26 protein-coding genes are annotated in these 26,453 nt (G+C 72.0%); 12 read left to right on the top strand and 14 right to left on the bottom strand.

What is annotated here, in order from left to right; all coding sequences use genetic code 11:
• Positions 1 to 396: 396 nt before the first annotated feature.
• The 3 genes from MXD64_RS09590 to MXD64_RS09580 are packed head-to-tail and all read right to left on the bottom strand — an operon-like array spanning position 397 to position 2,116.
• The gene (locus tag MXD64_RS09590; RefSeq protein ID WP_259552575.1) at positions 397 to 1,389 is read right to left on the bottom strand and encodes an SURF1 family cytochrome oxidase biogenesis protein; all 993 of its coding nucleotides are present in this window, start codon (positions 1,387 to 1,389) and stop codon (positions 397 to 399) included.
• Complete coding sequence (locus MXD64_RS09585; RefSeq protein WP_081612300.1) at positions 1,386 to 1,694, bottom strand: hypothetical protein; 309 nt, start codon at positions 1,692 to 1,694, stop codon at positions 1,386 to 1,388. The genes MXD64_RS09590 and MXD64_RS09585 overlap by 4 nt, the downstream gene beginning before the upstream one ends.
• On the bottom strand, positions 1,694 to 2,116 hold the full coding sequence (locus MXD64_RS09580; protein ID WP_263136354.1) for a DUF3099 domain-containing protein: 423 nt from the start codon (positions 2,114 to 2,116) through the stop codon (positions 1,694 to 1,696). Before MXD64_RS09580 ends, MXD64_RS09585 begins: the two co-directional genes overlap by 1 nt.
• A 165-nt stretch (positions 2,117 to 2,281) precedes the next feature.
• Between MXD64_RS09580 and fabG the strand changes: the two genes are divergently transcribed.
• On the top strand, positions 2,282 to 2,995 hold the full coding sequence (fabG, locus tag MXD64_RS09575; protein ID WP_031259788.1) for a 3-oxoacyl-ACP reductase FabG: 714 nt from the start codon (positions 2,282 to 2,284) through the stop codon (positions 2,993 to 2,995).
• 91 nt (positions 2,996 to 3,086) lie between these two features.
• On the opposite strand, the gene serB is transcribed toward fabG, so the two are convergent.
• Together serB and MXD64_RS09565 are read right to left on the bottom strand one after the other, a co-directional pair.
• Positions 3,087 to 3,725 (bottom strand): phosphoserine phosphatase SerB, encoded by a 639-nt coding sequence (serB, locus tag MXD64_RS09570; RefSeq protein ID WP_263136353.1) that lies wholly within the window; start codon positions 3,723 to 3,725, stop codon positions 3,087 to 3,089.
• Positions 3,726 to 3,880: 155 nt separating this feature from the next.
• Positions 3,881 to 5,122 (bottom strand): glucose-1-phosphate adenylyltransferase, encoded by a 1,242-nt coding sequence (locus tag MXD64_RS09565; RefSeq protein WP_042540903.1) that lies wholly within the window; start codon positions 5,120 to 5,122, stop codon positions 3,881 to 3,883.
• A 47-nt stretch (positions 5,123 to 5,169) separates the two neighbouring features.
• Here MXD64_RS09565 and glgA point away from each other — a divergent pair, with 47 nt between their 5' ends.
• The 3 genes from glgA (at position 5,170) to MXD64_RS09550 (ending at position 7,512) form a co-directional block, all read left to right on the top strand.
• Positions 5,170 to 6,369: a glycogen synthase gene (gene glgA / locus MXD64_RS09560; protein WP_031259795.1), complete on the top strand. Its 1,200-nt coding sequence runs from the start codon at positions 5,170 to 5,172 to the stop codon at positions 6,367 to 6,369.
• Between the two features lie 9 nt (positions 6,370 to 6,378).
• On the top strand, positions 6,379 to 7,161 hold the full coding sequence (locus MXD64_RS09555) for an ABC transporter ATP-binding protein (protein ID WP_017887279.1): 783 nt from the start codon (positions 6,379 to 6,381) through the stop codon (positions 7,159 to 7,161).
• Positions 7,162 to 7,263: 102 nt separating this feature from the next.
• Positions 7,264 to 7,512: a type B 50S ribosomal protein L31 gene (locus tag MXD64_RS09550; protein ID WP_017887280.1), complete on the top strand. Its 249-nt coding sequence runs from the start codon at positions 7,264 to 7,266 to the stop codon at positions 7,510 to 7,512.
• Positions 7,513 to 7,690: 178 nt separating this feature from the next.
• On the opposite strand, the gene MXD64_RS09545 is transcribed toward MXD64_RS09550, so the two are convergent.
• A complete protein-coding gene (locus MXD64_RS09545) occupies positions 7,691 to 8,437 on the bottom strand; it encodes a 3'-5' exonuclease (protein ID WP_197068681.1) in 747 nt (248 codons plus the stop codon).
• A gap of 35 nt (positions 8,438 to 8,472) precedes the next feature.
• The gene (gene treS, locus MXD64_RS09540) at positions 8,473 to 10,182 is read right to left on the bottom strand and encodes a maltose alpha-D-glucosyltransferase (RefSeq protein ID WP_017887282.1); all 1,710 of its coding nucleotides are present in this window, start codon (positions 10,180 to 10,182) and stop codon (positions 8,473 to 8,475) included.
• A 113-nt stretch (positions 10,183 to 10,295) separates the two neighbouring features.
• On the opposite strand from treS, the gene MXD64_RS09535 reads away from it, so the two are divergent.
• Both MXD64_RS09535 and MXD64_RS09530 read left to right on the top strand, forming a co-directional pair.
• On the top strand, positions 10,296 to 11,372 hold the full coding sequence (locus tag MXD64_RS09535) for an alpha/beta fold hydrolase (protein ID WP_317629825.1): 1,077 nt from the start codon (positions 10,296 to 10,298) through the stop codon (positions 11,370 to 11,372).
• Between the two features lie 5 nt (positions 11,373 to 11,377).
• Positions 11,378 to 12,448, top strand: a complete 1,071-nt coding sequence (locus tag MXD64_RS09530; RefSeq protein WP_263137447.1) for a glycosyltransferase family 4 protein — start codon at positions 11,378 to 11,380, stop codon at positions 12,446 to 12,448.
• A 154-nt stretch (positions 12,449 to 12,602) separates the two neighbouring features.
• On the opposite strand, the gene MXD64_RS09525 is transcribed toward MXD64_RS09530, so the two are convergent.
• The 3 genes from MXD64_RS09525 to MXD64_RS09515 form a co-directional block, all read right to left on the bottom strand.
• A complete protein-coding gene (locus MXD64_RS09525; protein WP_263136352.1) occupies positions 12,603 to 13,334 on the bottom strand; it encodes a hypothetical protein in 732 nt (243 codons plus the stop codon).
• A 67-nt stretch (positions 13,335 to 13,401) separates the two neighbouring features.
• Positions 13,402 to 14,040, bottom strand: a complete 639-nt coding sequence (locus tag MXD64_RS09520; RefSeq protein WP_042540899.1) for a histidine phosphatase family protein — start codon at positions 14,038 to 14,040, stop codon at positions 13,402 to 13,404.
• Positions 14,041 to 14,079: 39 nt separating this feature from the next.
• Positions 14,080 to 14,970 carry a Sir2 family NAD-dependent protein deacetylase gene (locus MXD64_RS09515; protein ID WP_263137446.1) on the bottom strand — a complete coding sequence of 297 codons (891 nt, stop codon included), beginning with the start codon at positions 14,968 to 14,970 and terminating at the stop codon, positions 14,080 to 14,082.
• A 163-nt stretch (positions 14,971 to 15,133) separates the two neighbouring features.
• Between MXD64_RS09515 and MXD64_RS09510 the strand changes: the two genes are divergently transcribed.
• Positions 15,134 to 15,952, top strand: coding sequence for a TrmH family RNA methyltransferase (locus MXD64_RS09510; protein ID WP_263136351.1), 819 nt, complete (start codon positions 15,134 to 15,136; stop codon positions 15,950 to 15,952).
• On the opposite strand, the gene MXD64_RS09505 is transcribed toward MXD64_RS09510, so the two are convergent.
• From MXD64_RS09505 to MXD64_RS09495, 3 genes are read right to left on the bottom strand one after another with little or no spacing between them, the layout of a single operon-like run.
• The gene (locus tag MXD64_RS09505; RefSeq protein ID WP_263136350.1) at positions 15,949 to 17,604 is read right to left on the bottom strand and encodes an AtzH-like domain-containing protein; all 1,656 of its coding nucleotides are present in this window, start codon (positions 17,602 to 17,604) and stop codon (positions 15,949 to 15,951) included. The two genes, MXD64_RS09510 and MXD64_RS09505, sit on opposite strands and share 4 nt — an antisense overlap.
• A complete protein-coding gene (locus MXD64_RS09500) occupies positions 17,601 to 18,758 on the bottom strand; it encodes an acetamidase/formamidase family protein (RefSeq protein WP_214519682.1) in 1,158 nt (385 codons plus the stop codon). Before MXD64_RS09500 ends, MXD64_RS09505 begins: the two co-directional genes overlap by 4 nt.
• Positions 18,755 to 19,432 (bottom strand): FadR/GntR family transcriptional regulator, encoded by a 678-nt coding sequence (locus MXD64_RS09495; RefSeq protein ID WP_042540895.1) that lies wholly within the window; start codon positions 19,430 to 19,432, stop codon positions 18,755 to 18,757. Before MXD64_RS09495 ends, MXD64_RS09500 begins: the two co-directional genes overlap by 4 nt.
• A gap of 147 nt (positions 19,433 to 19,579) precedes the next feature.
• Here MXD64_RS09495 and MXD64_RS09490 point away from each other — a divergent pair, with 147 nt between their 5' ends.
• From MXD64_RS09490 to MXD64_RS09475, 4 genes are read left to right on the top strand one after another with little or no spacing between them, the layout of a single operon-like run.
• Positions 19,580 to 20,893, top strand: coding sequence for an amidohydrolase family protein (locus MXD64_RS09490; RefSeq protein WP_262159776.1), 1,314 nt, complete (start codon positions 19,580 to 19,582; stop codon positions 20,891 to 20,893).
• The gene (locus tag MXD64_RS09485; RefSeq protein ID WP_262159777.1) at positions 20,886 to 21,509 is read left to right on the top strand and encodes a DUF1097 domain-containing protein; all 624 of its coding nucleotides are present in this window, start codon (positions 20,886 to 20,888) and stop codon (positions 21,507 to 21,509) included. The genes MXD64_RS09490 and MXD64_RS09485 overlap by 8 nt, the downstream gene beginning before the upstream one ends.
• Before the next feature lie 25 nt (positions 21,510 to 21,534).
• Positions 21,535 to 22,767: a D-alanyl-D-alanine carboxypeptidase family protein gene (locus MXD64_RS09480; RefSeq protein ID WP_162243000.1), complete on the top strand. Its 1,233-nt coding sequence runs from the start codon at positions 21,535 to 21,537 to the stop codon at positions 22,765 to 22,767.
• 42 nt (positions 22,768 to 22,809) lie between these two features.
• Positions 22,810 to 24,183 (top strand): serine hydrolase domain-containing protein, encoded by a 1,374-nt coding sequence (locus MXD64_RS09475; protein ID WP_263137445.1) that lies wholly within the window; start codon positions 22,810 to 22,812, stop codon positions 24,181 to 24,183.
• A 154-nt stretch (positions 24,184 to 24,337) separates the two neighbouring features.
• On the opposite strand, the gene MXD64_RS09470 is transcribed toward MXD64_RS09475, so the two are convergent.
• Positions 24,338 to 25,132 (bottom strand): SGNH/GDSL hydrolase family protein, encoded by a 795-nt coding sequence (locus MXD64_RS09470; RefSeq protein WP_017887296.1) that lies wholly within the window; start codon positions 25,130 to 25,132, stop codon positions 24,338 to 24,340.
• A gap of 23 nt (positions 25,133 to 25,155) precedes the next feature.
• Here MXD64_RS09470 and MXD64_RS09465 point away from each other — a divergent pair, with 23 nt between their 5' ends.
• Positions 25,156 to 26,319: an acyl-CoA dehydrogenase family protein gene (locus MXD64_RS09465; protein ID WP_263136349.1), complete on the top strand. Its 1,164-nt coding sequence runs from the start codon at positions 25,156 to 25,158 to the stop codon at positions 26,317 to 26,319.
• Positions 26,320 to 26,453: the final 134 nt, after the last annotated feature.

The following is a 26,453-nucleotide window of genomic DNA, read 5'->3' as shown; positions in this document are numbered from 1 at the left end:
GAGCCGTCGAGGCGCCGCCGGAGACGGCGGCGCCTCGCCGACGTGGGGGCGTGTCGCGATGACGACGGCGTCTTGCGCACCGGCCTCGGAGTCGGCCGCGCGAGGCCCGTGCGCACGGTGCCGCGTTCGCGGTCCGGTGCCGTGTTGCGTGGTGGGTGCGCGCTTGTGGTGCTGCACGGTGCGGGGAAGCGCGCACGGGGTTGCGAGGTGCGCACGGTGCGGTCTGGAGGCGCGGTGCTGGTCGTGTGTCGCGCCTCCCGTGCGCACGGTGCCGCGTTCGCGGGCCGGTGCCGTGTTGCGTGGTGGGTGCGCGCTTGTGGTGCTGCACGGTGCGCGGAAGCGCGCACGGGGTTGCGAGGTGCGCACGGTGCGCTGACGCGCACACACGCCAGCGCGTCAGCGACGGGACGCGATGAGCTCGTCCTCGATCTCGGCGTCGGTCTTCGGCTTGAGGTTCTTGCGGCGTTCGCGCTCGAGGGCACGCTCGCGCTCCTCGGGGTCGTCCTGGTTGAGGTTCCGGTACTCCTGCACCATCACGTACGCCAGGAACCCGAAGCCCCCGGCGGCGAACAGGAACCACTGGATGAAGTAACTCAGGTGCAGCCCGGTGTCGGCGTTCGGGCGATCCCAGCCGAGCGGGCGGGCCTCGGTCGGGGCGGGGGACTCCGAGGCGAGCTGCCCGTACGCACCGGTCCAGATGGGGTCGTCGACCTTGTTCGCCACGTCGGCCAGGGTGACCGACTGCACCTGGTCGGTGTCCTTCGGGTCGGAGCGGCCGGGGATGCGGGGTTCGCTCTGCTGCAGCCGGACGACGGCGGTGACCTCGCCGGACGGGGGAGCGGGAACGTGGTCGGGGGCGTCCTGCGCGTTGCCGGTCGGGACCCAGCCGCGGTCGACGATGAAGGCGCGGCCCTCGGACGTGACGAGCGGGGTGAGGACCTCGAACCCGGGCTGCCCGTTGTGCACGCGGTTGCGGACGAGCAGCTGGGAGTCGACGTCGTACCGGCCGGTGACGGAGACCCGGAGCCACTCCTGCTCGTCCTGCCAGCTCGACGCCTTCGGCAGCGCCCGGTCGAGGGGGACGGGAGTGTGGTCGTAGTTCTGCGCGACCTGCTCGTTCTGCCGGACGGCTTCGTTGCGGCGGTCCCACTGCCACATGCCGAACAGCGTGCAGACGATGGCGAAGGCGACGGCGATCGCGAAGTAGCCGAGCCAGCGGCGGCTCCGGACGAAGCGCCAGCCGACGAAGGGCTCGTCGGAGCGGCTGATCGAACCCGAGCCCGACCCCGAGTCCGAGCCAAAGCCGGAGCTCGATCCAGCGGCGGCACGCTGCAGCTTGGCGGCGTGCTTGCGGCCGTACCGGGACTGCGGGTCGAAGCCGTCGGTCATCGCGAGGTGCCGGTGGCGCGCACCCCGACGTCGTTCTTCGGCGCTGCCACCGGGTCGCGCTCGTCGTCGAGGCGGTCGACGTCCTCGTGCATGCCGGTGACGCGCACCGGGAACGAGCGGGACCGCAGGTAATCGGCCAGGAAGTCACGGTGCTCGTCGCACGCCGCCCAGATCTTCACGCGGTCGATCGCGTGGATGCGGGGGTTGCGCCAGTTCACGCGCCAGCCGGCCGTCGAGGTGCAACCCGCTCGCGAGCACACCGGGGTCGATCCGGGCTCGGTCTGCAGGTCGAACGTCGCACCCATCAGCGGGGCCCCCACATCTTCGATCGGTCGCCGTTGCGCTGCCACTCGTCCTGGGCGTGCTGCGCCTGCTGGCGGAGGCGGTCCTGTTCGTCGCGGTAGGCCTGGGCCCGTGCGTCCTCCTGCTGTTCGCGGAGGCGCGTGTCGACGGCGTCGTACAGCTCGATGGACCCGGCGGGGGAGATCATGTCGCTCTCGGTCCGGCTGCCGGCGTTCGCGATGACGACGGCGACCCAGGGGATCACCGCGGCGAGGACGATCGGGATGACGGCAAGCCACGAGTGCCAGGTCGAGTACACGAGCACGGCGGAGATGAAGAGGACCACTCGGATGGCCATCTGCCAGACGTAGCGGGACAGGCGGTGCGCCCGGTCCTGCTCCGGTGTGTCCGGCAGCGAGGTGATGCTCGTGTGCGTGCTCTTCATACAGATGGTCTCCGTCTACCCGTGGTCAAGCCTAATCCCGCCGGGCCGATCATGGGTGCGCCGCGCGCGAACCGGCAGGGTGGTCGGCTCCGGTACGCTCGTCCGGGCGTGTCCGCCGGGTCCCCGGCACCGCGTGCCGAGCAGAACCCACCGAACGGAGCGACCATGAGCACCCCCCGTACCGTCCTCATCACCGGCGGCAACCGCGGCATCGGCCGCGCGCTGGCCGAGCGGTTCGTCGCAGCCGGCCACCGGGTCGCCGTGACGTCGCGCAGCGGTCAGGGTGGTCCCGAGGGCGCGCTGACGGTGCAGGCCGACATCACCGACACGGCCTCCGTCGACGCCGCGTTCACGCAGGTCGAGGCCGAGTTCGGTCCGATCGAGGTCCTCGTCGCGAACGCCGGCATCACGAACGACCAGCTGCTCCTCCGCATGTCCGAGGACGACTTCACCAGCGTCGTCGACACGAACCTCACCGGCACCTTCCGCGTCGTCAAGCGCGCCACGAAGGGCATGATGAAGGCCAAGTTCGGGCGCATCGTGCTGATGTCGAGCGTCGTGGGTGCCTACGGCCAGATCGGCCAGGTCAACTACGCGTCCTCGAAGGCCGCCCTGGTCGGCATGGCCCGCTCGATCACCCGTGAACTCGGTTCGCGTGGCATCACCGCCAACGTCGTCGCGCCCGGCTTCATCCAGACCGACATGACCGCCGCGCTCTCCGACGAGCTGCAGGCCGAGTTCAAGAAGGCGATCCCGGCCGCCCGCTACGGCACGGTCGACGACGTCGCCGACGCCACGCTGTTCCTGGCGAGCGACGGCGCCGGGTACGTCTCCGGAGCGATCATCCCGGTCGACGGCGGCCTCGGGATGGGGCACTAGCCACCGCCTGCGCGACGTTTCGTGCCCAGCGACCGTCCACGGGTGCTCGCGCGCGTGACGTGTCGCTGAGCGCGAAGACCGGACGGTCCGCTCAGCCGCGCAGACCGAGCGTCGCGAGCACGGCGGACAGGTCACGGTCGACGACCGCGACGTTCGCCTGCTCCCGCACGCGCGGCTTCGCGTCGAACGCGACCGACAGCGCCGCGACGCGCATCATCTCGAGGTCGTTCGCGCCGTCCCCGATCGCGATCGTCCGTGCCGGGTCGACACCGTCGGCGTCCGCCCACTCGCGGAGCGCGACGGCCTTCGCGTGCGCGTCGACGACGTCGCCGAGCACGCGGCCGGTCAGCACGCCGCCGCTGACCTCGAGCCGGTTCGCCCGGCAGTGGTCGAGGCCGAGTTGCTCGGCGAAGGGGTCGAGGACCTCGTGGAACCCGCCCGACACCACGCCGACGGTGCCGCCGGCGGCGTGCACGCCGCGGACGAGCTGGTCGGCGCCCCGCGTCACACGGACCGCCTGCTGCGCGCGGACGAAGACGTCCGCCTGGAGGCCCGCCAGGGTCGCGACACGCTCCCGGAGGCTCTCGGCGAAGTCGAGTTCCCCGCGCATGGCGCGCTCCGTGATCGCCGCCACCTGTGGCCGGGTCCCGGCGCTGTCGGCGAGCAGTTCGATCACCTCGTCCTCGAGGAGGGTGGAATCGGCATCGAGGACGACGAGGAAGCGGGGCACGCACCAACGGTACCGACTGGCGGAGGCACGGCCGCGTCGGTGACGCGAGCCGTGCCTCCAGACCGTCCGTTCCGGGCTGCGCCCCGGGTGCGTCGTCACGCATCGCCGCGGACGCCCTTGCCGACCCATGGGCTGAGCCCGGACTCGGTGACGGATCAGGCGTCGACGCGGACGCCCTTGCCGACAACGGTGATGCCGGACGCGGTGACGGTGAAGCCGCGTGCCTCGTCGGCCTCGCGGTCGACGCCGACCTGCGCACCCGGTGCGAGGACGACGTCCTTGTCGAGGATGGCGCGGTTGACGATCGCGCCGGCGCCGATGGTGGCGCGCTCGAACACGATCGAGTCGAGGACCTTCGCACCGGAGTCGATCGAGCACCACGGCCCGATCATGCTGCGCTCGACCTGGGCGCCCGACACCAGGCAGCCGAGCGACACGAGCGAGTCGACCGTGGAGCCGGTGTTGCCGTTCGCGTCGCGGACGAACTTCGCCGGCGGCAGGTTCGTCTGCTGGTTGAAGATCGGCCAGTCCTGGTTGTACAGGTTGAAGACCGGGACCGGGGCGATGAGGTCCATGTGGGCGTCGAAGAACGAGTCGATCGTGCCCACGTCGCGCCAGTAGTACTTGTCGCGGTCGGTGGACCCGGGGACCTCGTTGCGCTGCAGGTCGTACACGCCGGCGTCGCCGCGGTTGACGAAGTCGGGCACGATGTCGCCGCCCATGTCGTGCGCGGAGGTCTCGAGCTGGCCGTCGCGCAGGACCGCGTCGACCAGGGCGTCCGCGTTGAACACGTAGTTGCCCATCGAAGCCAGGATCTCGCCGGGGGAGTCGGCCAGGCCGATCGCGTCCTTCGGCTTCTCGAGGAACGCGTCGATCTTGGTCGGGTCGTCCTCGGCCACCTGGATCACGCCGAACTGGTCGGCGAGGCCGATCGGCTGGCGGATCGCCGCCACGGTGACACTGCGGCCGGAGGCGATGTGCGCCTCGACCATCTGGTGGAAGTCCATCCGGTACACGTGGTCCGCGCCGACGACGACCACGATGTCGGGGCGTTCGTCGCGGAGCAGGTTGAGCGACTGCAGGATCGCGTCGGCCGACCCGGCGAACCAGCGCTTGCCGAGCCGCTGCTGCGCGGGGACCGACGCGACGTAGGAGCTGAGCAGCCCCTCCATCCGCCAGGTCTCCGCGACGTGTCGGTCGAGACTGTGCGACTTGTACTGGGTCAGGACCACGATCTTGTTGAGACCGGAGTTCACCAGGTTCGACAGTGCGAAGTCGATGAGACGGAAGTTGCCGCCGAACGGGACGGCGGGCTTCGCGCGATCGGCGGTGAGCGGCATGAGTCGTTTGCCTTCGCCACCGGCGAGCACGATGCCGAAGACCTTCTTTGGAGCCATGCCGCTCACAGTAGGCGTCAGCACTGGGAACCGGTTACCTTGAACCAGTGCGAGTCGATCTGCTGACCAGGGAGTATCCGCCGGAGGTCTACGGCGGAGCCGGTGTCCACGTGTCCGAACTCACCGCCGCGTTGCGGTCGGGAACGGAGACGGAAGTCCGTGTCCGGGCCTTCGGGGCCTTCCGTGACGAACCCGACGTGTGGGGCTACCGGACCCCGGACGGCCTCGGCCAGGCGAACGGCGCACTGCAGGCCCTGGGCACCGACGTGGCCATCGCAGCCGACGTCGAGGGCGCCGACCTCGTGCACTCGCACACCTGGTACGCGAACTCCGCGGGCCGGATCGCGCAGCTGACCTACGGCATCCCGCACGTCGTCACCGCCCACAGCCTCGAGCCCCTGCGCCCGTGGAAGGCCGAGCAGCTCGGCGGCGGCTACCGCCTGTCCAGCTGGATGGAGCGCGAGGCGTTCGAGAACGCCGACGGCGTCATCGCGGTCTCGAAGGCCATGCGTGCGGACATCCTGCGTTCCTACCCCTCGATCGACCCGGCGAAGGTGCACGTCGTCTACAACGGCATCGACATCGACGCGTGGAAGCCGACCGTCGACGAGGACGCCGTGCGTGCCCTCGGCATCGACCCGACGCGCCCGAGCGTCGTGTTCGTCGGACGCATCACCCGGCAGAAGGGCCTGCCGTACCTGCTCCGCGCCGTGGCGTCGCTGCCGTCGGACGTGCAGATCGTGCTGTGCGCCGGCGCGCCGGACACCCCCGAGATCCTGGCCGAGGTCACCGCGCTCGTCGAGGGGCTCCGCGCCGAACGCGAGGGCGTCGTCTGGATCGACCGGATGCTCGCGCACCAGGAGATCGTGAACGTGCTGTCCTCGGGCACCGTGTTCGTCTGCCCGTCGGTGTACGAGCCGCTCGGGATCGTGAACCTCGAGGCGATGGCGTGCGGGATCCCCGTCGTCGGCACCGGCACCGGGGGCATCCCCGAGGTCGTCGCCGACGGGCTCACCGGTCGCATCGTCCCGATCGACCAGGTGCAGGACGGCACCGGCACCCCGACCGACCCCGACCGCTTCGTGGCCGACCTCGCCGCGACCCTGGCCGAGGTGCTCGCCGACGAGGGGCTGGCGAAGCTCATGGGACGCGCCGGACGGCTCCGTGTCGAGACCGAGTTCACCTGGGACGCGATCGCCACCAGGACACGGCAGGTCTACGACCAGGTGCTCGGCCAGAACCCGTAGGCTGGTCGCATGCCCTCGGTCGTGCGCTTGTCAGACGTCTCCGTGGTCCGCAACGGGGCCACCATCCTCGACGCGATCTCGTGGGAGGTGCAGGACGACGAACGCTGGGTCGTGCTCGGCGCGAACGGCGCCGGCAAGACGACGCTGCTGCAGGTCGCCGGTGCCCAGACGTTCCCGACCTCGGGCGACGTCGAGGTGCTCGGCACCGAGCTCGGTGGCGCCGACCTGTTCGAGCTCCGCCCGCGCATCGGCTTCGCGTCGACCGCGCTGGCGCGCCGCATCCCCGTCACCGAGAAGGTCATCGACGTCGTGCTCACCGCGGCGTACTCGGTGACGGGGCGCTGGAACGAGGAGTACGAGGAGCTCGACGTCCGTCGTGCGCAGCGCGTGCTCGAGGAGTGGGGCCTGGGGTCCTTCACCGACCGCACGTTCGGCGACCTGAGCGACGGCGAGCAGAAGCGCGTGCAGATCGCCCGGGCCGTGATGACCGACCCGGAGATCCTGTTCCTCGACGAACCGGCCGCGTCGCTCGACCTCGGCGCCCGTGAGAGCCTCGTCCGCACCCTCGGCGGCTACGCCCAGAGCGCCGACTCGCCCGCCATCGTCATCGTGACCCACCACGTCGAGGAGATCCCGGCCGGGTTCACCCACGCACTGGTCCTCGCCGACGGCCACGTGCAGGCCGCCGGTCCCATCGACGAGGTCCTGACCGACCAGACCCTGACCGAGGCGTTCGGCATCGACCTCTCGGTCACCAAGGACGCCGGTCGCTACACGGCACGCGCCGCGTAGCGCTGCGATCCCGCCGTCTCTCTGGTATCGTGGACGGCTGGCGCAAGCCGACGACTTCCCGCGCAGTTCGCGCAATCCCACCACCGCTATCGAGGAATCTCCATGAAGACCGACACCCACCCCGAGTACCGCGCCATCGTCTTCCGCGACCTGGCCTCCGGTGAGACGTTCCTGACGCGTTCGACCGCGAACAGCGACAAGACCATCGAGCTCGACGGTGCGACCTACCCGGTCATCGACGTCGAGATCTCGTCCGCTTCGCACCCGTTCTACACGGGCAAGCAGCGCATCCTCGACTCGGCCGGCCGCGTCGAGAAGTTCAACCAGCGCTTCAAGGGCTTCAGCAAGTAAGCAGCCCCCACGCAACGCCGACGGGCGGCCCTCCTGCAGGAGGGCCGCCCGCTCGCGTTGTGCGGTGTCTCCGGCAGCCGCTGGCCCGGGCCCGCAAGACACCGGTGTTCGCGCGTCACACCGGGTTGTGCGGGTGTTCGGCGCACGAACACCGGTGTCCCGCGCGGGCTGTGCGGGGTCAGGCGCCGTTGCGGTGCGGCCAGCGGCCGTCGGCGGTGAACGACGGGTCGCGCTTCTTGCGCATGTAGTCCTGGAACGACGCGGCCTGCTCGGCGCACCAGCCGACCTGCTTGCGGTGGAGTGCTTCGGCGGAGATGCCGAGTTCGTCCGGGTACTTGCCCGCGATGGCCTGGGCGACACGCCCGGCAGCGATGGCGTCCGCGCCGGCGTCGTGGGCGTCGTCGAGGGTGACACCGTAGAGCTCGGACGCGGCTTCAAGCGTGCGCTTGCCCTTGCGGAAGGTGTCGAGCGCCTTGTCGATCACGAGCGGGTCGACGACGTTGCCGATGACGGGGGAGGCGAACCCGTGCCGCTTCGCTTCGCGGTCGAGGACGGTGAGGTCGTAGGGGGCGTTGTAGATCACGAGCGGGATGCCCCGGGCGAACACGGCTTCGATCGCGGCGATGATCTCGCCGACGACCTCGGCCGCGGGACGCCCCTCGGCCTGGGCACGTTCGGTCGTGTACCCGTGCACGGCCGCGGCGCCCTCGGGGATGGGGACGCCCGGGTCGGCGATCCACGCGCCCTCGACGATGGAGGCCCCGGTCATGTCGATGAGTCCGACGTGGGCCGTGACGATGCGGGCCGTCTCGACGTCGACCCCGGTGGTCTCGAGGTCGAAGACGCCCAGCGCGTGCCACCAGGGGCGACCCGTGAGGTCCTGGGACGGAGCGGGTGCGTCGAGCTGTGCTGTGGGGAACGTCACGCGGTCAGGCTAACGGGACGCACCGACACCCCCGACTACCGGGTCGGCGCGCCGACGTGCAGCCAGTAGAACGACTGCGTGCCCATGGTGAGCGTGACGGTGCCGTCCTCGTCGAACGACGGGAACGAGCTGCCGCCGAACAGGTCGTAGAGCGGGCGACCCGCGAACTCCGGCGCGGAGATCGTGACCGAGGTCGGGTTCGTCGCGAACGAGAACACGCACAGGACGTCCTCGGCGGACGGCCCGAACTGCTGCCCGGAGCCCTCCCACGAGCGGACGAAGGCGAGCACCGAGTCGTTGGAGGTCTCCTGCACGTTCAGGGAGCCGAGGCCGAACACCGGGTGGGCCTTGCGGGTGTGGATGACGTTGCGGACCCAGTGCAGCAGCGAGCGCGACTGGGCCAGCTGCGCCTCGACGTTGACCTGCGCGTAGTTGTACACGAGCGACTGCACGACGGGCAGGTAGAGCTTGCCCGGGTCGGCGGTGGAGAAGCCGGCGTTGCGGTCCGGCGTCCACTGCATCGGCGTGCGGGACGAGTCGCGGTCCGGCAGCCAGATGTTGTCGCCCATCCCGATCTCGTCGCCGTAGTACAGGAACGGTGAACCGGGCAGCGAGAAGAGCAGCGCGTGGATGAGTTCGAGCTCGGCGCGCGAGTTGTCGAGCAGGGGAGCGAGACGTCGGCGGATACCGATGTTCGAGCGCATCCGTGGGTCGTAGCCGTACCAGCCGTACATCGCCTGCCGGTACTCCTCGCTCACCATCTCGAGCGTGAGCTCGTCGTGGTTGCGGAGGAAGACGCCCCACGCGGCGCTGGCCGGCACGTCGAGGGTCTCGGACAGGATCGCCTTGAGCTCGGCGGCGTGCTGGGCGCGGAGCGAGTAGAAGATGCGCGGCATCACCGGGAAGTCGAACGCCATGTGGCACTCGGGTTCCTCGTCGGTGCCGAAGAAGGCTGCGGTCTCGCGCGGCCACTGGTTCGCCTCGGCCAGGAGCACCCGGCCGGGGTACTCGTCGTCGACCATCGCGCGGAGCTTCTTGATGAACTCGTGCGTCTCCGGCTCGCCCTCGCCGTTGCCCTCCTCCGACTCGAACAGGTACGGGATCGCGTCGAGCCGGAGCCCGTCGACGCCCATGTCGAGCCAGTGCCGGACGACGTCGTAGATGGCCTCGATGACGGCGGGGTTCTCGAAGTTCAGGTCGGGCTGGTGCGAGAAGAAGCGGTGGAAGAAGAACTGGCGTCGGACCGGGTCGAAGGTCCAGTTGGACTCCTCGGTGTCGACGAAGATGATGCGGATGTTCGAGTAGTCCTCGTCGGTGTCGCGCCAGACGTAGAAGTCGCCGTAGGGGCCGTCCGGGTCCTCGCGGGACTGCTGGAACCACTCGTGCTGGTCGCTGGTGTGGTTGATCACCATGTCGATCACGATGCGCATGTTCCGCTCGTGCGACTTCGTGACGAGCTCGCGGAAGTCGTCGAGGGTGCCGAACTCCGGCAGGATCGCCCGGTAGTCGGCGATGTCGTAGCCACCGTCACGCATCGGCGACTGGAAGAACGGCGGCAGCCACAGCGCGTCGACGCCGAGCCACTGCAGGTAGTCGAGCTTGCCGATCACGCCCTGGATGTCGCCGATGCCGTCCCCGTTGGAGTCGACGAACGACCGGATCATGCACTCGTAGAAGACCGAGCGCTTGTACCACTGCGGGTCGAGCGTCAGGCCGGGCAGCTGGATCGGGGCTGTGAAGGTCACCGTGCTCCTCGTCGTCGTCGACGGACCGCTCGACGGCCCGCCCCGGACACGATAGGCGCGAGATGCTGCGGGTGTCCGGGGATTCGTGCGGTTCGCTCCCTAGACTGACGCCGATGCAACCGCCCGTGCTCTCCCCGTACCAGTCGTTGATGGCCGCCACCCCGGTCGTGCACCGGGCCGTCCAGGTCGACGGCCGGACCACGCACTACTGGGTCTACGGGCCCGAGGGCGCGGATCGCACCGTGCTCGCCGTGCACGGGTTCCGCGGGGACCACCACGGCCTCGAGACGATCGCCGCGCACCTGGACGGTGTCCGGGTGATCGTGCCCGACCTGCCCGGCTTCGGCGTGTCCGATCCGCTGCCGGTGTCCGACATCGACGCGTACGTCACCTGGCTGACCGGGTTCCACGCCGCGCTCGGGCTCGGGCGCGACACCGTCGTGCTCGGGCACTCGTTCGGGTCGATCGTGGTGTCGGCCACCGTCGCCGCCGGTCTCGACACCCGGCTGCTCGTGCTCGTCAACCCCATCGCCGCCCCGGCACTGCAGGGTCCGCGTGCCGTCGGGACCGCGATCGCGATCGGGTACTACCGTGCCGGCGCGGTGCTGCCGAAGCCGATCGGGCTCGGGATACTGCGGAACGGTGCGATCGTCCGGGCGATGAGCATCGCGATGCTGAAGTCGCACGACCCCGTCGTCCGCCGGTGGGTCCACGATCAGCACGACCGGTACTTCTCGGCCTTCGCGAACCGTACGAGCGTGCTCGAGGCGTTCCGCACCTCGGTCACCCACGACGTGTCCGAGTACGCCGACCGGATCGACGTGCCCGTGTTGCTCGTCGCGGCGGAGCACGACGACATCACCGCCGTGCCCGAACAGCGTGCACTCGCCGAACGCCTGCGGGACGCCGAGCTCGTCGTGATCCCGGGTGTCGGGCACCTGGTGCACTACGAGACACCGGCTCCGGCCGCCGCCGCGGTGCTGCGCCGGATGGCGGACACGGCCGCGCGCCCTGAACGGGGCCGCGGCACCAGGGCGGGCCGACCGTCGGGGGCGGGGCGGGCCTCCCGGACGACCGCCGGGAAGGCGACCGAGGCGAAGACGGCTCCGGCGAAGTCGAACACCACGAAGCCGAACGCCGCGAAGGCGACCGAGGCGACGGCGAGCGACACGAAGGAGACCGACGCGTGACGCGCCTGCGCATCGGGATCGACTGCCGGTACGTGCGGATCGGTCGGCACGACGGCATCAGCCGGTTCACCGCCGGAGTGGTCGCGAACCTGCCGGACCGACACGACTTCGTGCTGCTCGTCCACGACGAGCGCCAGCTCGAGTCGCTGCCGCCGGACCTGCCGTGGGAGCTGCTGCCGGCGCCGACGGACGCGCGGGAGCCGCTCGTCGCCCGGCGGGTCAACCGTCTGGGGCTCGACGCGGTGTTCTCACCGATGCAGACGATGGGGTCGCGCGGGCGCCGGTACGCGCTCGTCCTGACGCTGCACGACCTGATCTACTACCGCAACCGCACGCCCCCGCGGGAGTTCTCGTGGCCGCTGCGGCTCGGCTGGCGGGCGTTCCACCTGTCGTGGGCGCCACAGCGGTTCCTGCTGAACGGTGCGGACGGGGTGGTGACGGTGTCGGAGACGACCGCCGGGCTGATCGCCGAGCACCGGTTGACGAGCCGACCCGTGACGGTCGCGTACAACGCGGCCGACCCGGCGACGCCACGGGCGACCGGAGCGCCGCGCGAGCGCTCCCTCGTCTACATGGGGTCGTTCATGCCGTACAAGAACGTCGAGACCCTGGCGGCGGCGCTGCCGCTGCTCGGGGCGGACTGGACGCTGCACTGCATGTCGCGGGTGTCCGGTGCCGACCGGGCGCGACTCGAGGGGCTCGCTCCCGCGGGGACGATCGTCTTCCACGACGGCGCGACGGACGAGGAGTACCTGTCCGTGCTCCGTTCGGCCACGGCGCTGGCGACCGCGTCGTACGACGAGGGGTTCGGCATCCCGCTCGTCGAGGCGATGGGCGTCGGGACCCCGGTCGTCGTCAGCGACATCCCGATCTTCCGCGAGATCGGTGGCGATGCGGCCGAGTACTTCGACCCGGCGTCGCCGTCCGCCGTCGCCGCGGCCGTCCGGCGGGTCGAGGACCGGTGGGACGAGGCTTCGCTGCGGTCGATCGAGCGTGCTCGGCGGTTCCGGTGGCAGGACTCGGCGGAGCAGGTCGTCCGGGCCGTCGAGCGGGCCGTGGGGGACCGGCGGGCCTGAGTGCGGGCGCGGGCGGGCTCGCGGTTCGGGCTCGGGGCGTTGCGCGCGGTCTCGCGCTTCGTGGCGATGCGGAACGACGCTGCCGATGTCGTACGACGTCGACCGTGTGGTTCCACGTCGCCCGGCCGCGACCACCGCACCACACCTCCTTCCGCTACTTCCGCGCGATCACCTGCACGTCCGCCCCGGGGAACACCTTCTGCGTCTCCTCGGTCGCCCGCGACAGGATGGGCGGCACCGCTGCTCCCCGCCCCGGGGTCCGCACGACGATCGACTGGTCCCCTGCGGTGTCGGACGGGTCGCCGCCGCGCTCCCACGAGCAGCGGACCGCGGTGACCCCGCCGATGCGGTCGAGCGTGTCCGCCAGCGCGAGTCGCTTCGCCGCGACCTCCCCGGCTCCCGTGACGCCGATCTGCAGGCTGCCGAGGTCGGCGATCACGACGACGCGGACGCCGTTGCCACCGGACTCGTCGGCTGCACGGCTGATGGCGGCGACCAGGTCACGTCTGGCAGCGCGGTCGAGCGAGGGGTCGGCGCGGACCGTCGCGACCGCGTCGTAGCTCGCGAACCCGGTCTTGGCCGGGGCGTGGTGCCGCACCTCGATGACGCCGGGCAGGTCGTCCACCCGCGTGTCGAACCGGTCGAGCGCGATGTCCGGCCGTGGGAACACCCCGCCGATGCCGTTCTGCACGGAGCCGATGATCGACCCGAGCACCACGGCGATGACCGCGGCCACGACGAGGACGCTCCCGCCGATGACGAACCAGGTGCGGGCGCGGGTACGCGTGGGGATGCTCGCCGTCTCCGGGCCGAACACGCGGTCGAGGTCGTCGTCGGACGGATCGGGGGCATGCCGGCCGTGTCGGCTGGTTCCGTCGTCGGACATCTGGCTCCCGTCACCCTGGGTTGCGGGTGGTCCCCGGTGTGCGGGTGCGTCGGAGCGTAGTCCCCGGTCAGCCCCGGCGTTCCAAGGGGTTCTGGTACTCGAACGCCGAGCCGCCGGTGGCGTCGGAGACGTCGTCGATCGGGTCGTCGAACCGGACGAGTTCGGCGTGGAAGCGCTCCGGGTCCCACCGGAACGAGTGGATGGACCCGTTCCGGATCGGGGTGTGGCCGCGGTCGGCCGTCCCGGGGGCTGCGGCGTTGACGACGCTGCGGATCACCGCGCCGTGCGTCGCGACCACCACGACGCCTCCGTCGAAGCGCACCGCGATCTCGCCGAGGGTCTCGGTGATCCGCGCGAGCAGGGCGGAGCGGGACTCCCGACCGGGGATGTCGTCGTGCGGGTACCGGGCGGACACCTCGTCGTCGGTCAGGCCCTCGGCCTCGCCGTAGGACCGCTCGGCCAGGCCCGGGTACGTCGTCGGTGCGTCGAGTCCCAGGTGATCGGCGATGATCGCACCGGTCTCGGCGGCGCGGGACAGCGGGGAGGCGACCACGGCGTCGAACGGCCGGCGGGTCAGGAGTTCGGCGGCCTCGGCGGCCTGCCGTCGTCCGGTGTCGTTGAGCGGGATGTCGGTGGAGCCCTGGATGCGGCGCTGCGCGTTCCAGTCGGTCTCGCCGTGGCGGACGAGGTACAGGAGGGTCGTCACTCGTCGATCTTCGCAGACGCGACCGGCGGGCCCGTCCGGCTACTCGGACGAGCGCGAGTCCGCGCGCGACGCTGCGGGTGAGGCTGCGGGTGACGCCGCGCGCGACGCCCCCGCCGCACTGAGCCGCTCCGCCAGGTGCACGAGCGTCTCGGTGGTGCCGGCGTCGAGCTTCACGGCCGCCCGGCGGTCGCTGCGGGTCTCACCGCGGTTCACGATGACCACCGGGTTCTTCCGGCGTGCCGCGTGGTCGACCAGCCGCACGCCCGAGTTCACGGTGAGGGAGGACCCGACCACGAGCAGCGCGTCGGCGTCGGCGACGATCGACACGGCCTCGCGGAACTTCTCGGCCGGCACGAACTCGCCGAAGAAGACGACGTCGGGCTTCAGGTCGCCGCCGCAGACGGAGCACGCGGGCACGACGAACCGTTCGACGTCGGTGATCTCGACGTCGCCGTCGGGCTGCAGCTGCACGGACCCGGGCTCGTCGATCCAGGGGTTCGCCCGGTCGATGGTGGTGGCGAGGTCGGAGCGGGAGAACACCTGCCCGCACCGCAGGCACACGGCGCGGTCCATCGACCCGTGGATCTCGACGACGCGACGGGACCCGGCGCGCAGGTGCAGGCCGTCGACGTTCTGCGTGATGACGCCGGCGACGATCCCGGCTTCCTCGAGCGCGGCGAGCGCCCGGTGCCCGTCGTTCGGCGTGGCGGCCGCGAAGCTCCGCCAGCCCAGGTGCGATCCGGCCCAGTACCGCTGGCGCTTCGCGGGGTCGGCGAGGAACTCCTGGAACGTCATGGGCTTCCGCACGACGCGTCCGGCTCCGCGGTAGTCGGGGATGCCGGAGTCGGTGCTGAGACCGGCGCCGGAGAGCACGGCGACGCGCTTGCCCGCGAGCAGCTCGACGACACGGTCGAGGTCGTCGGCGCTCACCGACTCGGAGGTGGCCCCGGAGGCCGCTCCGGTGGTCGGTCCGGTCGTCGACGCAGCATCATCCAGCACCCTGTTCACGGTACCCTCAACACCCGACCGTCCCGGTCACTTCCCGAGTGGAGCACCGGGGACGCCATCCCCGCACCACACCGAAACGAGCCCCGTGCACCCCGTCCGCATCGACTCCCTCGACGATCCCCGCCTCGACGACTTCGCCCGGCTCACCGACGTGGCGCTCCGTCGGGTCTCGGAGCCCGAGGGCGGCCTGTACATCGCCGAGTCGAACACGGTCATCGAGCGGGCGGTCCGCGCCGGTCACGTGCCGCGCAGCATCCTGGTGCAGGAGAAGTGGCTCGACACCGTCCTGCCGCTGGTCGCGGAGCACGACGGTCCCGTCTTCGTCGGTGCGGACGCCCTGCTCGAGGAGCTCACCGGTTTCCGCATGCACCGCGGTGCGATCGCTGCGATGCAGCGTCCCGAGCTGCCGAGCGTCGCCGACGTGGTGCGGGACGCGAAGGTCGTCGTCGTGCTCGAGGACATCGTCGACCACACGAACGTCGGCGCGGTGTTCCGCAGCGTCGCCGGTCTCGGCGCCGACGCCGTGCTCGTCAGCCCGCGCTGCGCCGACCCGCTGTACCGCCGGAGCGTCCGGGTGAGCATGGGCACCGTCCTGCAGGTGCCGTGGACCCGCATCGGCGACTGGCCCGCGGCGGGTGAGGAACTCCGCGCACAGGGCTTCCACCTGGCCGCGATGGCACTGACGGACGAGTCCGTCGACCTCGACGCCTTCGTGGCGGACCTGCCCGACAGGGTCGCGCTCGTCATGGGCACCGAGGGGCAGGGACTGTCGCCGGCCGCGATCGCGTCGGCGGACACGACCGTCCGCATCCCGATGGCGCACGGCGTCGACTCGCTCAACGTGGCCGCGGCGAGCGCCGTCGGTCTGTGGGCGGTCACCCACGCCCGGCGGCTCGCCTCCTAGCGCACCACCGAGACGGTCGGGAGGCCCGGGGCGGGCTGGTCCGACAGCATGCGCCCGGCACGGATCACCAGGGCACGGTCGGTGTCCGGTCCACCGACCAGACAGACGCCGGCGGGCGCGCCGGCCACGGTCATCGCCGGTGCGCTCACCGCGGGGAGCCCGCCGACGCTCGCGAGCGCGGTCATCGCCGTGGTGGCGGTCCGGGTGCGCTCGAGCGCTCGGGCGTCCGCGTCCAGCAGCGGTGCGGGCCCGGGGACGGTCGGGAACAGCAGGGTCCGACCGGCGAGGGCACCGCGGATCGTCGTGCGCACGGCGTCCAGGGCGGTGACGGCGTCGGCGGTCGCGTCGGGGTCGTTCGCCCCGGCCGCGAGGAACCGGTCACCGACCACGGCGCTCAGCGCTCCGGGGTGCGCGTCGATCCAGGGGCCGTGTGCTGCCAGGGCCTCGGCGGCCTGGACGAGCCGCAGCTGCTCCTGCAGGGCTCGGGGCTCCGGGATGCCGAGGTCGCGCAGTCGGACGGTGGCGACGGGTTCGTCGAGGGTCTCGACGAAGGCCGTGAAGGCCCGGGCGGTGTCCGGTTCGACGAGCGCGACGAGTTCCTCGGGGACGACGAGCACCGTCGCGTCGACCGCGTCGTCCGGTCCGGGCATCGGCGGGACGGTGGCGTCGAGGGCGGCGAGCAGCACCTCGGGGCTGCGGGTGAGCCACCCGACGGTGTCGAACGACGGCGCCAGGGGGAGCAGCCCGTCGCGGGACACCGTGCCGTGGGTCGTCCGGAGGCCCCAGAGTCCCTGGTACGAGGCGGGGACCCGCACCGAGCCCGCGGTGTCCGTGCCGATCCCGATCTCGACCATCCCGAGGCCGACGGCCGATGCGGATCCGCTGGACGAGCCTCCCGGCAGTCGGGTGGGAGCCGCGCTGTTCGGCGGCGTGCCGTGGTGCGCGTTCCGGCCGGTCAGGTTGTAGGCGAACTCGTCGGTGCGTGCGACCCCGCGGATCGACGCGCCGGCGGCGAGGAGCGCGGCGACCGCGGGGGCGGCCGTCGTCTCGACCGGTGCCTCGTGCAGGTACGTCGGGTTGCCCGCGCCGACCGGCTGGCCGGGCACGGCGTAGAGGTCCTTGACGGCGATGGTCAGGCCGTCGAGCGGCCCCACGGCGGTGGGTGCGACGAGCGGGTCGCCGACGGCCCGCCAGACGGTGGTGTCGACGGCTTTCGGGCGGCCGGTGACGTGGGCCGCTTCGATGCGCCAGCGGGGTCCGGCGCCGGGGTCGGTGTCGGTGTCGCCTTCGCCGTCGCGGCGCCAGAGCTGGGTCTGGAGGCCCTGCCCACCCGCGGCGAACCGGGACACCGACACGACGAGGGCGCGGTCCTCGGTCAGGGGGCGGACCTCGACGTGCGTCAGCGACCGGGTCGCGACCCCACCCCGTGCCCCGCGGAACGCGCTGATCGCGTCGTGCCCGACGAGCAGGCCGCGGTCGTCGCCGCGCATCGTGCCGGGGGAGTCGACGAAGGCGGCGTCGAGGGCGTCGAGGTCGTTCGCCAGCAGTGCCGTCTCGTAGGCGTCGAGGGCTGCGAGCAGGCCGGCCGGGGCCTCGGGCGCGTCCGGCGTGGCCGGGGTGTGCGGCTTGGTCGACGTTCCGGGCGTGGTCATCGGGCGGGCTCCTCGAAGTCGGCCTTGCGGATGCGGGCGTGGACCCCGGTGACCAGGTCCACCACCTGCGAGATGTTGAAGTCGGTCGCGGCGGACAGGTACGCGTACGCCAGGTGGCGTTCCATGCCCCAGCGCGCGCCGAGGATCGCGACGGCGTGCCGGACGCACTGCCGGACGGCCTCGTCGAGGTCGGGGTCCATGCCGGTGGGCACGAGGAACTCCTGCGTCTCGGCGACGGGCCAGACCAGGTCGCCGAAGCGGGCGGCGGCCTCGGCTGCCGGGGTCAGGTCGAAGCGGATGGTGGCGCGGAGCGAGGCCTCCATCGCGGTGAGCGCCACCTCGCCGTCGCCCTGGGCGAAGTGCGGGTCGCCGACGTGGGCCAGCGCACCGGGAACGAGTACCGGCAGGTGCAGCTGCGAACCGACCTGCAGCAGGTTGACGTCGATGTTGCCGCCGTGACGACCGGGCGGGACGGAGTGCAGCCGCTCGCCGGGGGTCGCGACGCCCATGATCCCGAGGAACGGTGCCAGGGGGAAGTGCGCGAAGCGGTCGCCCGCGGCGGTGAGCGGGATGCGGCCCCGTCGACCCTGGGCGGTGTCGACGACGTCGGCGAAGACGCTCACCGTCGTGCCGTCGACCGGGAACTCGCCGTGCAGGGCACCGCGGCCGTGCCGGTTCGAGACCACGCCGTAGTGCACCCGGGGCAGGGTCTCGAGCACCGTCATGGTCAGGACGTCACCGGGGCGGGCGCCGCGCACCGCGATCGGACCGGACACCACGTGGGGGCCGTCCGCCGTGGGGTCGCGGTGTCCGGAGCGGGCGATCGCGACGGCGTCGGCGAGGACGTGCTCCGGGGCCACACCGTGGTCGCCGAACCAGGCGACGGGGTCGCTGCCCTGGTCGGGCAGGATCCCCTCGTGGCTGACGGTGTCGATGGTGACGGACTCCCCGGCACCGATCGTCAGGGCGGGGACGTCACCGTCGCTCGGCAGCCGGCCCCACAGGACGGTCTCCGGGTCGACGGGCAGGGAGTGGTCGCCGCGGACGGGCCCGGCGCCGGGCTGCAGGGTCGGGACCGCGGGGGCGGTGTTCTGGTGTGCGGTGGTGCGGTGTGCGGTGGTGCGGTGTGCGCTGGTGTGGTGTGCGGTGGTCATCGGTCCGTCCTCCGTTCGACCAGGTGGGCCACGTCGGCGAGGTGGTCGGCCATCGCCCGGGCCGCGCCGTCGACGTCGTGCTGCCGGATCCGCTCGAGGATCCGCTCGTGCCACTCGAACGACGACCGCCGCCCCTCGCTGGTGCTGTGCGACCGGGCGCGGACGTCCTGCACCCATCCGCTGCTGAGCTCGCACAGGGACACGAGCAGGGGGTTGCCCGAGGTGCGGGCGACCTGCACGTGGAAGGCGACGTCCTGCGCGAGCGACTCCTCCGGGCTGAGGCCCGCGTGCGTGGCGGCGAGGATGCGTTCCAGGGTGAGCAGGTCGGCCGCACCCGCCCGCGCCGCCGCGAGTCCCGCGACCTGCGGCTCCACGACCGTCCGGAACTCGGCGACGTGCTCGGCCCGGTGGTCCAGGTCGTCGCGGTGGTGGTCGAGCAGGGCCGACGCCTCCTCCGGCCTCGGCAGCACGACGGTGCCACGACCAGGGGTCCGGGAGACCAGGCGACGGCGCTCCAGCTCCTGCAACGCCTCGCGGATCGTCGTGCGGGACACGGCGAGGTCCTCGGCGAGGGTGCGTTCCGGCGGCAGCTTGTCGCCGGGCTGCAGGTCGTCGAGCACGAGCGTGCCGAGGTGGGCGGCGGTCGCCGCACTCAGGGTCCGTCCACGGTGCATGCCTTCGACCGTAGGGCCCGTTGGTCTGCTTGGTTCATTGGTACGACCAACTTTTACACGGCCGTCACATCCGGCGTCGGAACCCGAAACACGGTGGGCGAATGGTGGAGCACACCCCGCCAGCACCGACCGGAAGAGAGGTCCGACGTGGACCTGGTCCTCACCAATGCACGGCTGACCGACGGCCGTTCCGTCGACGTCACCATCGCCGACGGCGTGATCGTCAGCGTGGCCGACGCGCTGCCCGGTCTGGGCTCGGCGCACGGCACCGGCACCGGTGCTGCTCCCACCCGCGTGGTCGACTGCGCCGGCCGCGTCGTCATCCCCGGACTCATCGAAGCGCACCTGCACGTCGACAAGGCCCTGCTCGACCGGGAACGCCCGAACCCCGACGGCACACTCGCCGGAGCCATCGCCGTCACGGGCGAGCTCAAGCGCGGCTTCACCCACGCCACCGTCCGCGACCGCGCCCGCACCCTGCTCGACCAGGCCATCACGAACGGCACGACCCTCGTCCGCGCACACCCCGACGTCGACCCGATCGTCGGGCTCACCGGCGTCGAGGTCCTGCTCGACCTGCGCGACGAGTACCGGGACGCCCTCGACCTGCAGATCGTCGCCTTCCCCCAGGAGGGCATCGCGAAGGCACCGGGCACGCTGGCCCTGCTCCGCCGGGCGCTCGCCGCAGGGGCAGACGTCATCGGCGGCTGCACCTACAACGAGCGCACCCTCGCCGCGTGCCACGAGCACGTCGAGACCGTCCTGGACCTCGCCGAGGAGTTCGGCGTGCCGGCGGACCTGCACGCCGACTTCGCCGACGACACCTCCGACCCGCGGTACGCGCTCGCCGGGCACATCGCCGACCGTGTGGCGGCCCGCGGGCTGCAGGGGCGGGTGGCGCTCGGCCACGTGACCTCGGTCGCCAGCCTGCCCCGCGGCGAGCGCCGGGTGCTGTTCGACCGCCTGGCCGCCGCCGGGGTCGCCGTCGTGCCGCTGCCCGCGACCGACCTGCACCTCGGCGGCCGGTCCGACGACCACGACGTCCGCCGCGGGGTCGTGCCGGTCCGTGAGCTCTGGGACGCCGGCGTCACGAGCGCGTACGCGTCGAACAACGTCCGGAACGCCTTCACCCCGTTCGGGAACGCCGACCTGCTCGACGTCGGGCTCCTGCTGGCCCAGACCGGGCACCTGTCCGGACCGGACGACCTGCGACGGGTGCTCGCGATGGCCACCACCGGTGCCGCGCAGGTCGTCGGCGTCGCGGACACCCACGGCATCCGGGCCGGTGCCGCCGCCGACCTCGTCGTGCTCTCCACCACGGACCCGGACGGCGTGCTGCTCGACCGGCCGGACCGCGCCCTCGTCGTCAAGCGCGGCCGGGTCGTCGCCGAGACCACCAGGACCACCCGACTCACCACCAGCCGCACCACGAACCGATCGAAGGAACTCAGCCATGCGTGAACGGATCCCGCACGAGATCGTCGCCTCCGTCCTGGCCGGTGCCACGGCGTTCATCGGGGGCAACGCCCTGCACCTGCCGACCTGGGCGATCTTCATCAGCTGGGCGGGGATGTTCCTGCTCGGCAGCAAGCCGACGCTGCGGAACGCCACCCGGCTCTGGGCCGCGATGCCGATCGGGTCGGCGTTCGGTCTGGTCATCGTCCTGCTCGACCAGCGGTTCGGCACGCTCTTCGGCGAGGGGCAGGCGGCGCAGAACACCGTGCTGGCGCTGCTCATCCTCGTCGTGAACTGCGCGCTGATGTACACCGGTCGCACGAAGCTGTTCGGGCTCGTCCCCGGGATGTTCCTCGGGTTCGCCTCGTTCTTCGCGACGTGCTTCGGCGGGTTCGGCTTCGACCCGGGGAACGCCTGGGCCGCCTGGGTCTCGGTCGTGCTGATGAACGCGCTCGGCCCGGTGTTCGCGTACCTGTCCCGTCGCCTGACCTTCGCGCGGCCCGAGACGACCGGCGCGGCCGATGTGGCCGACCCGGCCGTGGGTGCGCACCCCGCCAGCCCGGCCGCCCATGCCCCTGCTCCGGAACGGCAGCCCGACCAGCCGGTCGCAGCCTCGGCCTAGGAGCGGACCGGTACGCTCGGGTCCCGTGTCACGAGTCGTCCGCCGCCCCCGCTCCGCCGTCCGGAGGCCGGTCACGATCTCGGTGGTCGCCGTGCTGCTCCTGGTGGCCGGGTACCTCGTCGCCGCGGCCGTCGTGCCGTTCGGTCCGGCGAGCGCCAGCACCACCACCTACTCGGCACCGAGGACGACTGCCCCGGCACTGAGCTTCCCGGGCTACGGCGCGACCGCGGTCGAAGCGACGGACTTCCCCGAGAGCCTGCGTACCAGCGGCGACACGAAGCCCCGGTCCATCGCGAGCATCACGAAGGTCGTCACGGCGCTCGTGGTGCTCGACGAGAAGCCGATGGCGCCCGGACAGTCGGGCCCGGCCATCCGCTTCACGAAGCAGATGGAGGGCCTGTACGCGAAGTACGCGGCGCAGAACGGCGAGGTCGCCCCGATGCCGGCCGGCCTGAAGCTCACCGAGCACCAGGCGTTCCAGGTGATGCTCATGAAGTCGGCCAACAACTACGCCGGCGCGCTCGCCATCTGGGCCTTCGGATCCCTCGACGCCTACGAGCGAGCGGCCGCGAAGTGGCTCGACGAGCAGGGCCTCGACGACACGACGATCCACGAGCCGACCGGCCTCGACCCGGACAACACCTCGACCGCGACCGACCTGGTCGAGCTCGGGCAGCTGGCGCTCGCGAACCCGGTCGTCAAGGACATCGTCGGCACGCAGGACGTCACGATCCCGACGGTCGGCGCGATCGAGAACTCGAACAAGCTCCTCGGGCTCGACGGCGTCGAGGGGATCAAGACCGGCACGCTCGACGAGGCCGGGGCCTGCCTGCTGTTCGCGGCGACGTACGAGCGCGGCGGCAGGCAGGTCACCGTCGTCGGCGTGATGCTCGGCGGCGTGGACCACGACTCCCTCGACAACGACGTGCAGCGGTTGCTGCGGTCCGTCGCGGACAACTTCCAGGTGGTGACGCTCACCCACCAGGGGCAGACCTTCGGCACCTTCTCGACCCCGTGGCAGGACGAGGCGGACGCGGTCACGACGAAGGCCGCCGAGGTGCTCGTGTGGGGGAAGACCACGGTCACCGCGAAGGCGACGCTCGAGCGGGTGACCTTCGGCACGAAGGGCGAGCGGGTCGGGCAGGTCCGGTTCCGCATCTCCGACCACGACCCGGTCACGGTGCCGCTCGCGCTCGCGCGGACGATCGACGACCCCGGCGTCTGGTGGCGTTGGACGAACCCGTTCCAGGGGGCGTGACGCTCGTCGGTGCCCGACCGTAGAGTCGGTCGGGTGACGACGATGACGACGTTCCCCCGGACCACCCCCTCCGCCCTCGACGTCGACGCCCGCGGAGTCCTCGCGTTCGTCGACGCCCTCGAGTCGACACCCGGCGTCGAGCCGCACAGCTTCATGCTGCTCCGGCACGGCCAGGTCGCTGCCGAGGGGTGGTGGCAGCCGTACTCGGCCGACCGCGTGCACCTGCTCTACTCGCTGAGCAAGAGCTTCACCGCAGCGGCCGTCGGCATCGCCGTGCGCCAGGGACTGGTCGACCTCGACGCGACCGTGCTGTCGTACTTCCCGGAGCTCGACGCCGACGTCACCGATGAGCGCAGCCGCCGGATGCGGGTGCGGCACCTGCTCGCGATGGCCAGCGGGCACCGCGAGGAGACGCTCGAACGGGCCGAGGCCCTCGACTCGACGAACACGGTGCGCGGGTTCCTGCTGCTCCCGCCGGACGAGGAGCCCGGCTCGGTCTTCGCGTACAACCAGCCGTGCACGTACACGCTCGCGAGCATCGTCCGGCGCGTGACCGGCGGGTCGCTCGTGGCCTGGCTCCGCCCGCACCTGCTCGACCCGCTCAGCATCGACGACCTCGCGTGGCGCCGCGACGACACCGGCGCGGAGTTCGGGTTCAGCGGGTGCTACGCCACGACCGACGCGGTCGCGAAGCTCGGCCAGCTGTACCTGCAGGACGGCGTCTGGGACGGCGAGCGGATCCTCGACGCCGACTGGGTCGAACAGGCCACGAGCAGGCAGGTCGCCAACCCGGACGAGGCCAACCCGGACTGGTCGAAGGGGTACGGCTTCCAGTTCTGGATGGCCCGCCACGGTTTCCGCGGCGACGGCGCCTACGGTCAGTTCTGCGTCGTCCTGCCGGAACAGGACGTCGTGCTCGCGATCACCGGTCAGACCGTCGACATGCAGGCGGTCCTCGACGCGGCCTGGCAGCACCTCCTGCCCGCCGTCGACGGCACGACCGACACGGATGCGGACACCGCACTGGAGGCACGGCTCGCCTCCCTCGGGCTGCCACCGGTGCAGGGTGGTCGCCTTCCGGAGCACCTCGCCGACGTCGAGCTGCGGTCGCGTCCGGGCGGGATCCTCGACGCCGCCACGTTCGCGCGCGGTGCAGACGGTGTCCGCCTGACGATCACCGACGACGGCCGGTCGGAGTCCGTGCCGCTCGGCGAAGGACGGTGGGCCGTCGAGGGCGCCCTCGCGGCGAGTGCGGCGACCGAGCCGGAGGGCACCGTGCTCGTCGCGGTCCGCTTCCTGGAGACCCCGCACCTGCTGCACCTACGCGTCGACCTCGACGCGGGCACGGTCGGGGCGAAGTGGAAGACCGAGCCGCTGCACGACGGTCCGATGACGCTCCGTCGCCCCGCGGACTGACCTGTGCCGACGACGGGGTGCGCACAACCCCGTTCGCGGCGCGCACGACGCGGTTCGCGCCCCCGTGCCGTCATCGCGCCCCGGTGAGCCGGGGCGCGATGACCGTGGTGGGGCGCGGCTGCGGAGGCGTGCGGACTCGAAGGGGCGTCGTCGGCTACGGGGTGTCGGAAGGGTGCTCGGTGACGATCTGCAGCTCGGGCCGCTTCGCCGTCACCCCGTCGCCGGACGAGGTGTGCTTGATGCGGCGGACCACCCACGGCACCAGGTACTCCCTGGCCCACCCGAGGTCCTCGGCGCGGGCCTCGCGCCACGGCCGTGCCTCGAGCGGGTCCGGGTTGAACGGTTCGAGCCCGTGCGGCACACCGAGGGCGTCGAGCACCGCGGCGGCGATCGTGGAGTGGCCCATCGGGGAGTGGTGCAGCCGGTCCGGAGCCCACATCCGCGGGTCCCGGAGCACGCGGAGTGCCCACATGTTGGCCACCAGGGCACCGTGCTTCAGGGCGATGGCGTGCAGGTTCTCGTTGTAGATCGCCGTCTTGCCGCGGACCATCCCGAGCACCGGGGTCATCCCGACGTCCGGGCCGGTGAACAGCACGACGGTGGCTCCATCGCGGCGCAGGTCGGCGACGAGCCGGTCCACCCGTTCGGCGAGCTCGTCCGGGTCCGAGCCCGGGCGGATGATGTCGTTGCCGCCGGCCGACACCGTGATGAGGTCCGGGTGCAGGGCGACGGCGGCCTCGGCCTGCTCGTCGATGATCTGCTGGAGCAGCCGCCCGCGGATCGCGAGGTTGGCGTACGCGAAGTCGTCCGTCTGGTGTGCCAGCACCTCGGCGACGCGGTCCGCCCAGCCGCGGTTGCCGCCCGGGACGGTCGGGTCGGGGTCCCCGATCCCCTCGGTGAACGAGTCACCGATCGCGACGTACCTGGTCCAAGGATGACGATCTGACACGTCCCGGACCCTAGTCTCGTGGCATGACGAAGGCCAACACGGACGCCGTCGGCTGGTCGGTGCCCGACGAACTGCTCGACCGCATCACCGGGCGCGCCCCCGGGTACGACGCCGCGAACGCGTTCTGCACCGAGGACCTCGACGAGCTCCGCGCCGCCGGCTACCTGCGGATCGGTGTCCCCGTCGAGCAGGGCGGGGCGGGCCTCGGCCTGCGCGCCACCGCCGGCGTGCAGCGCGCCCTCGCCCAGGCCGCGCCGGCGACGGCGCTCGGCCTCGGCATGCACCAGGTGTGGGTGCAGGCGGCGCGCGCCGTCCGTGCGCGAGGCGAGTCGTTCCTCCAGGCCGTCACCGACCACGCTGCGGACGATCACCTGCTCGCCTTCGGGGTGAGCGAACCCGGCAACGACGCCGTGCTGTTCGACTCGTCGACCACGGCGGAGCCGGACGGCGACGGCGGGTACCGGTTCACCGGCACGAAGATGTTCACCTCCCTCGCTCCGGCGTGGGACGTCATGAGCGTCTTCGGCAAGGACACCTCGGGGGCGGAACCCCGGCTCGTGCACGGCTTCGTGCTGCGGTCGGACGGCGACGTGGAACACCTGGACGACTGGGACACGCTCGGGATGCGCGCGACGCAGAGCCGCACCACGAAGCTGCACGGCGTGCACGTCCCGGCTGGCCGCATCGTCCGGTCACTGCCGGTCGGGCCGAACCAGGACCCGCTCGTGTTCGGGATCTTCGCCTCGTTCGAGCTCCTCATCGCGTCGGTGTACGTCGGGATCGCCGAGCGGGCGATCGCGCTCGCGGCGACCGCCGTGGCGGGGCGGACCGCGGCCGACGGTACTCGGCGGTCGGAGGACCCCGACGTGCGCCGGGCGATCGCCGACCTGCGCGGCGCGGTCGACGCGATCACGCTGCAGGTCGACTCGTTGGCGCGGTCGGTCGACGAGGTCGACGACCTCGGAGCCCGGTGGTTCCCGCTGCTCGTCGGCACGAAGGCGCGGGCCGTGGACACGGCGCAGCACGTCGTGGACGAGGCCATGCGCGTCGTCGGCGGCTCGGCGTTCCGGGCGTCGAGTGAGCTGGCGCGGCTGGCGCGTGACGTCCGGGCGGGGCAGTACCACCCGTCGTCGCGCGACTCCGCGGCGCGGACGATCGCCGCGTCGGTGCTCGGCCCGCTCGGCTGAGCGCTGCGCTCCGGGGCGCTTCCGGGGCGCTTCCGGTGCGAGGGTGGCGTGGCCGCGCACGGTGCCGAGTCCGTCGGCCGGTGCGGGGTTGGCGCGGCGGCGCACCGTGCGGGGTCCGTCGGCGGGTGCGGGGT

The organism is Curtobacterium sp. Arg-1 (assembly GCF_025643395.1).
In the GTDB taxonomy this organism is placed as follows: Bacteria; Actinomycetota; Actinomycetes; order Actinomycetales; family Microbacteriaceae; genus Curtobacterium; species Curtobacterium poinsettiae.
Note: the sequence above shows the minus strand (reverse complement) of the source record. Positions and strands in the feature narration are given on the sequence as shown.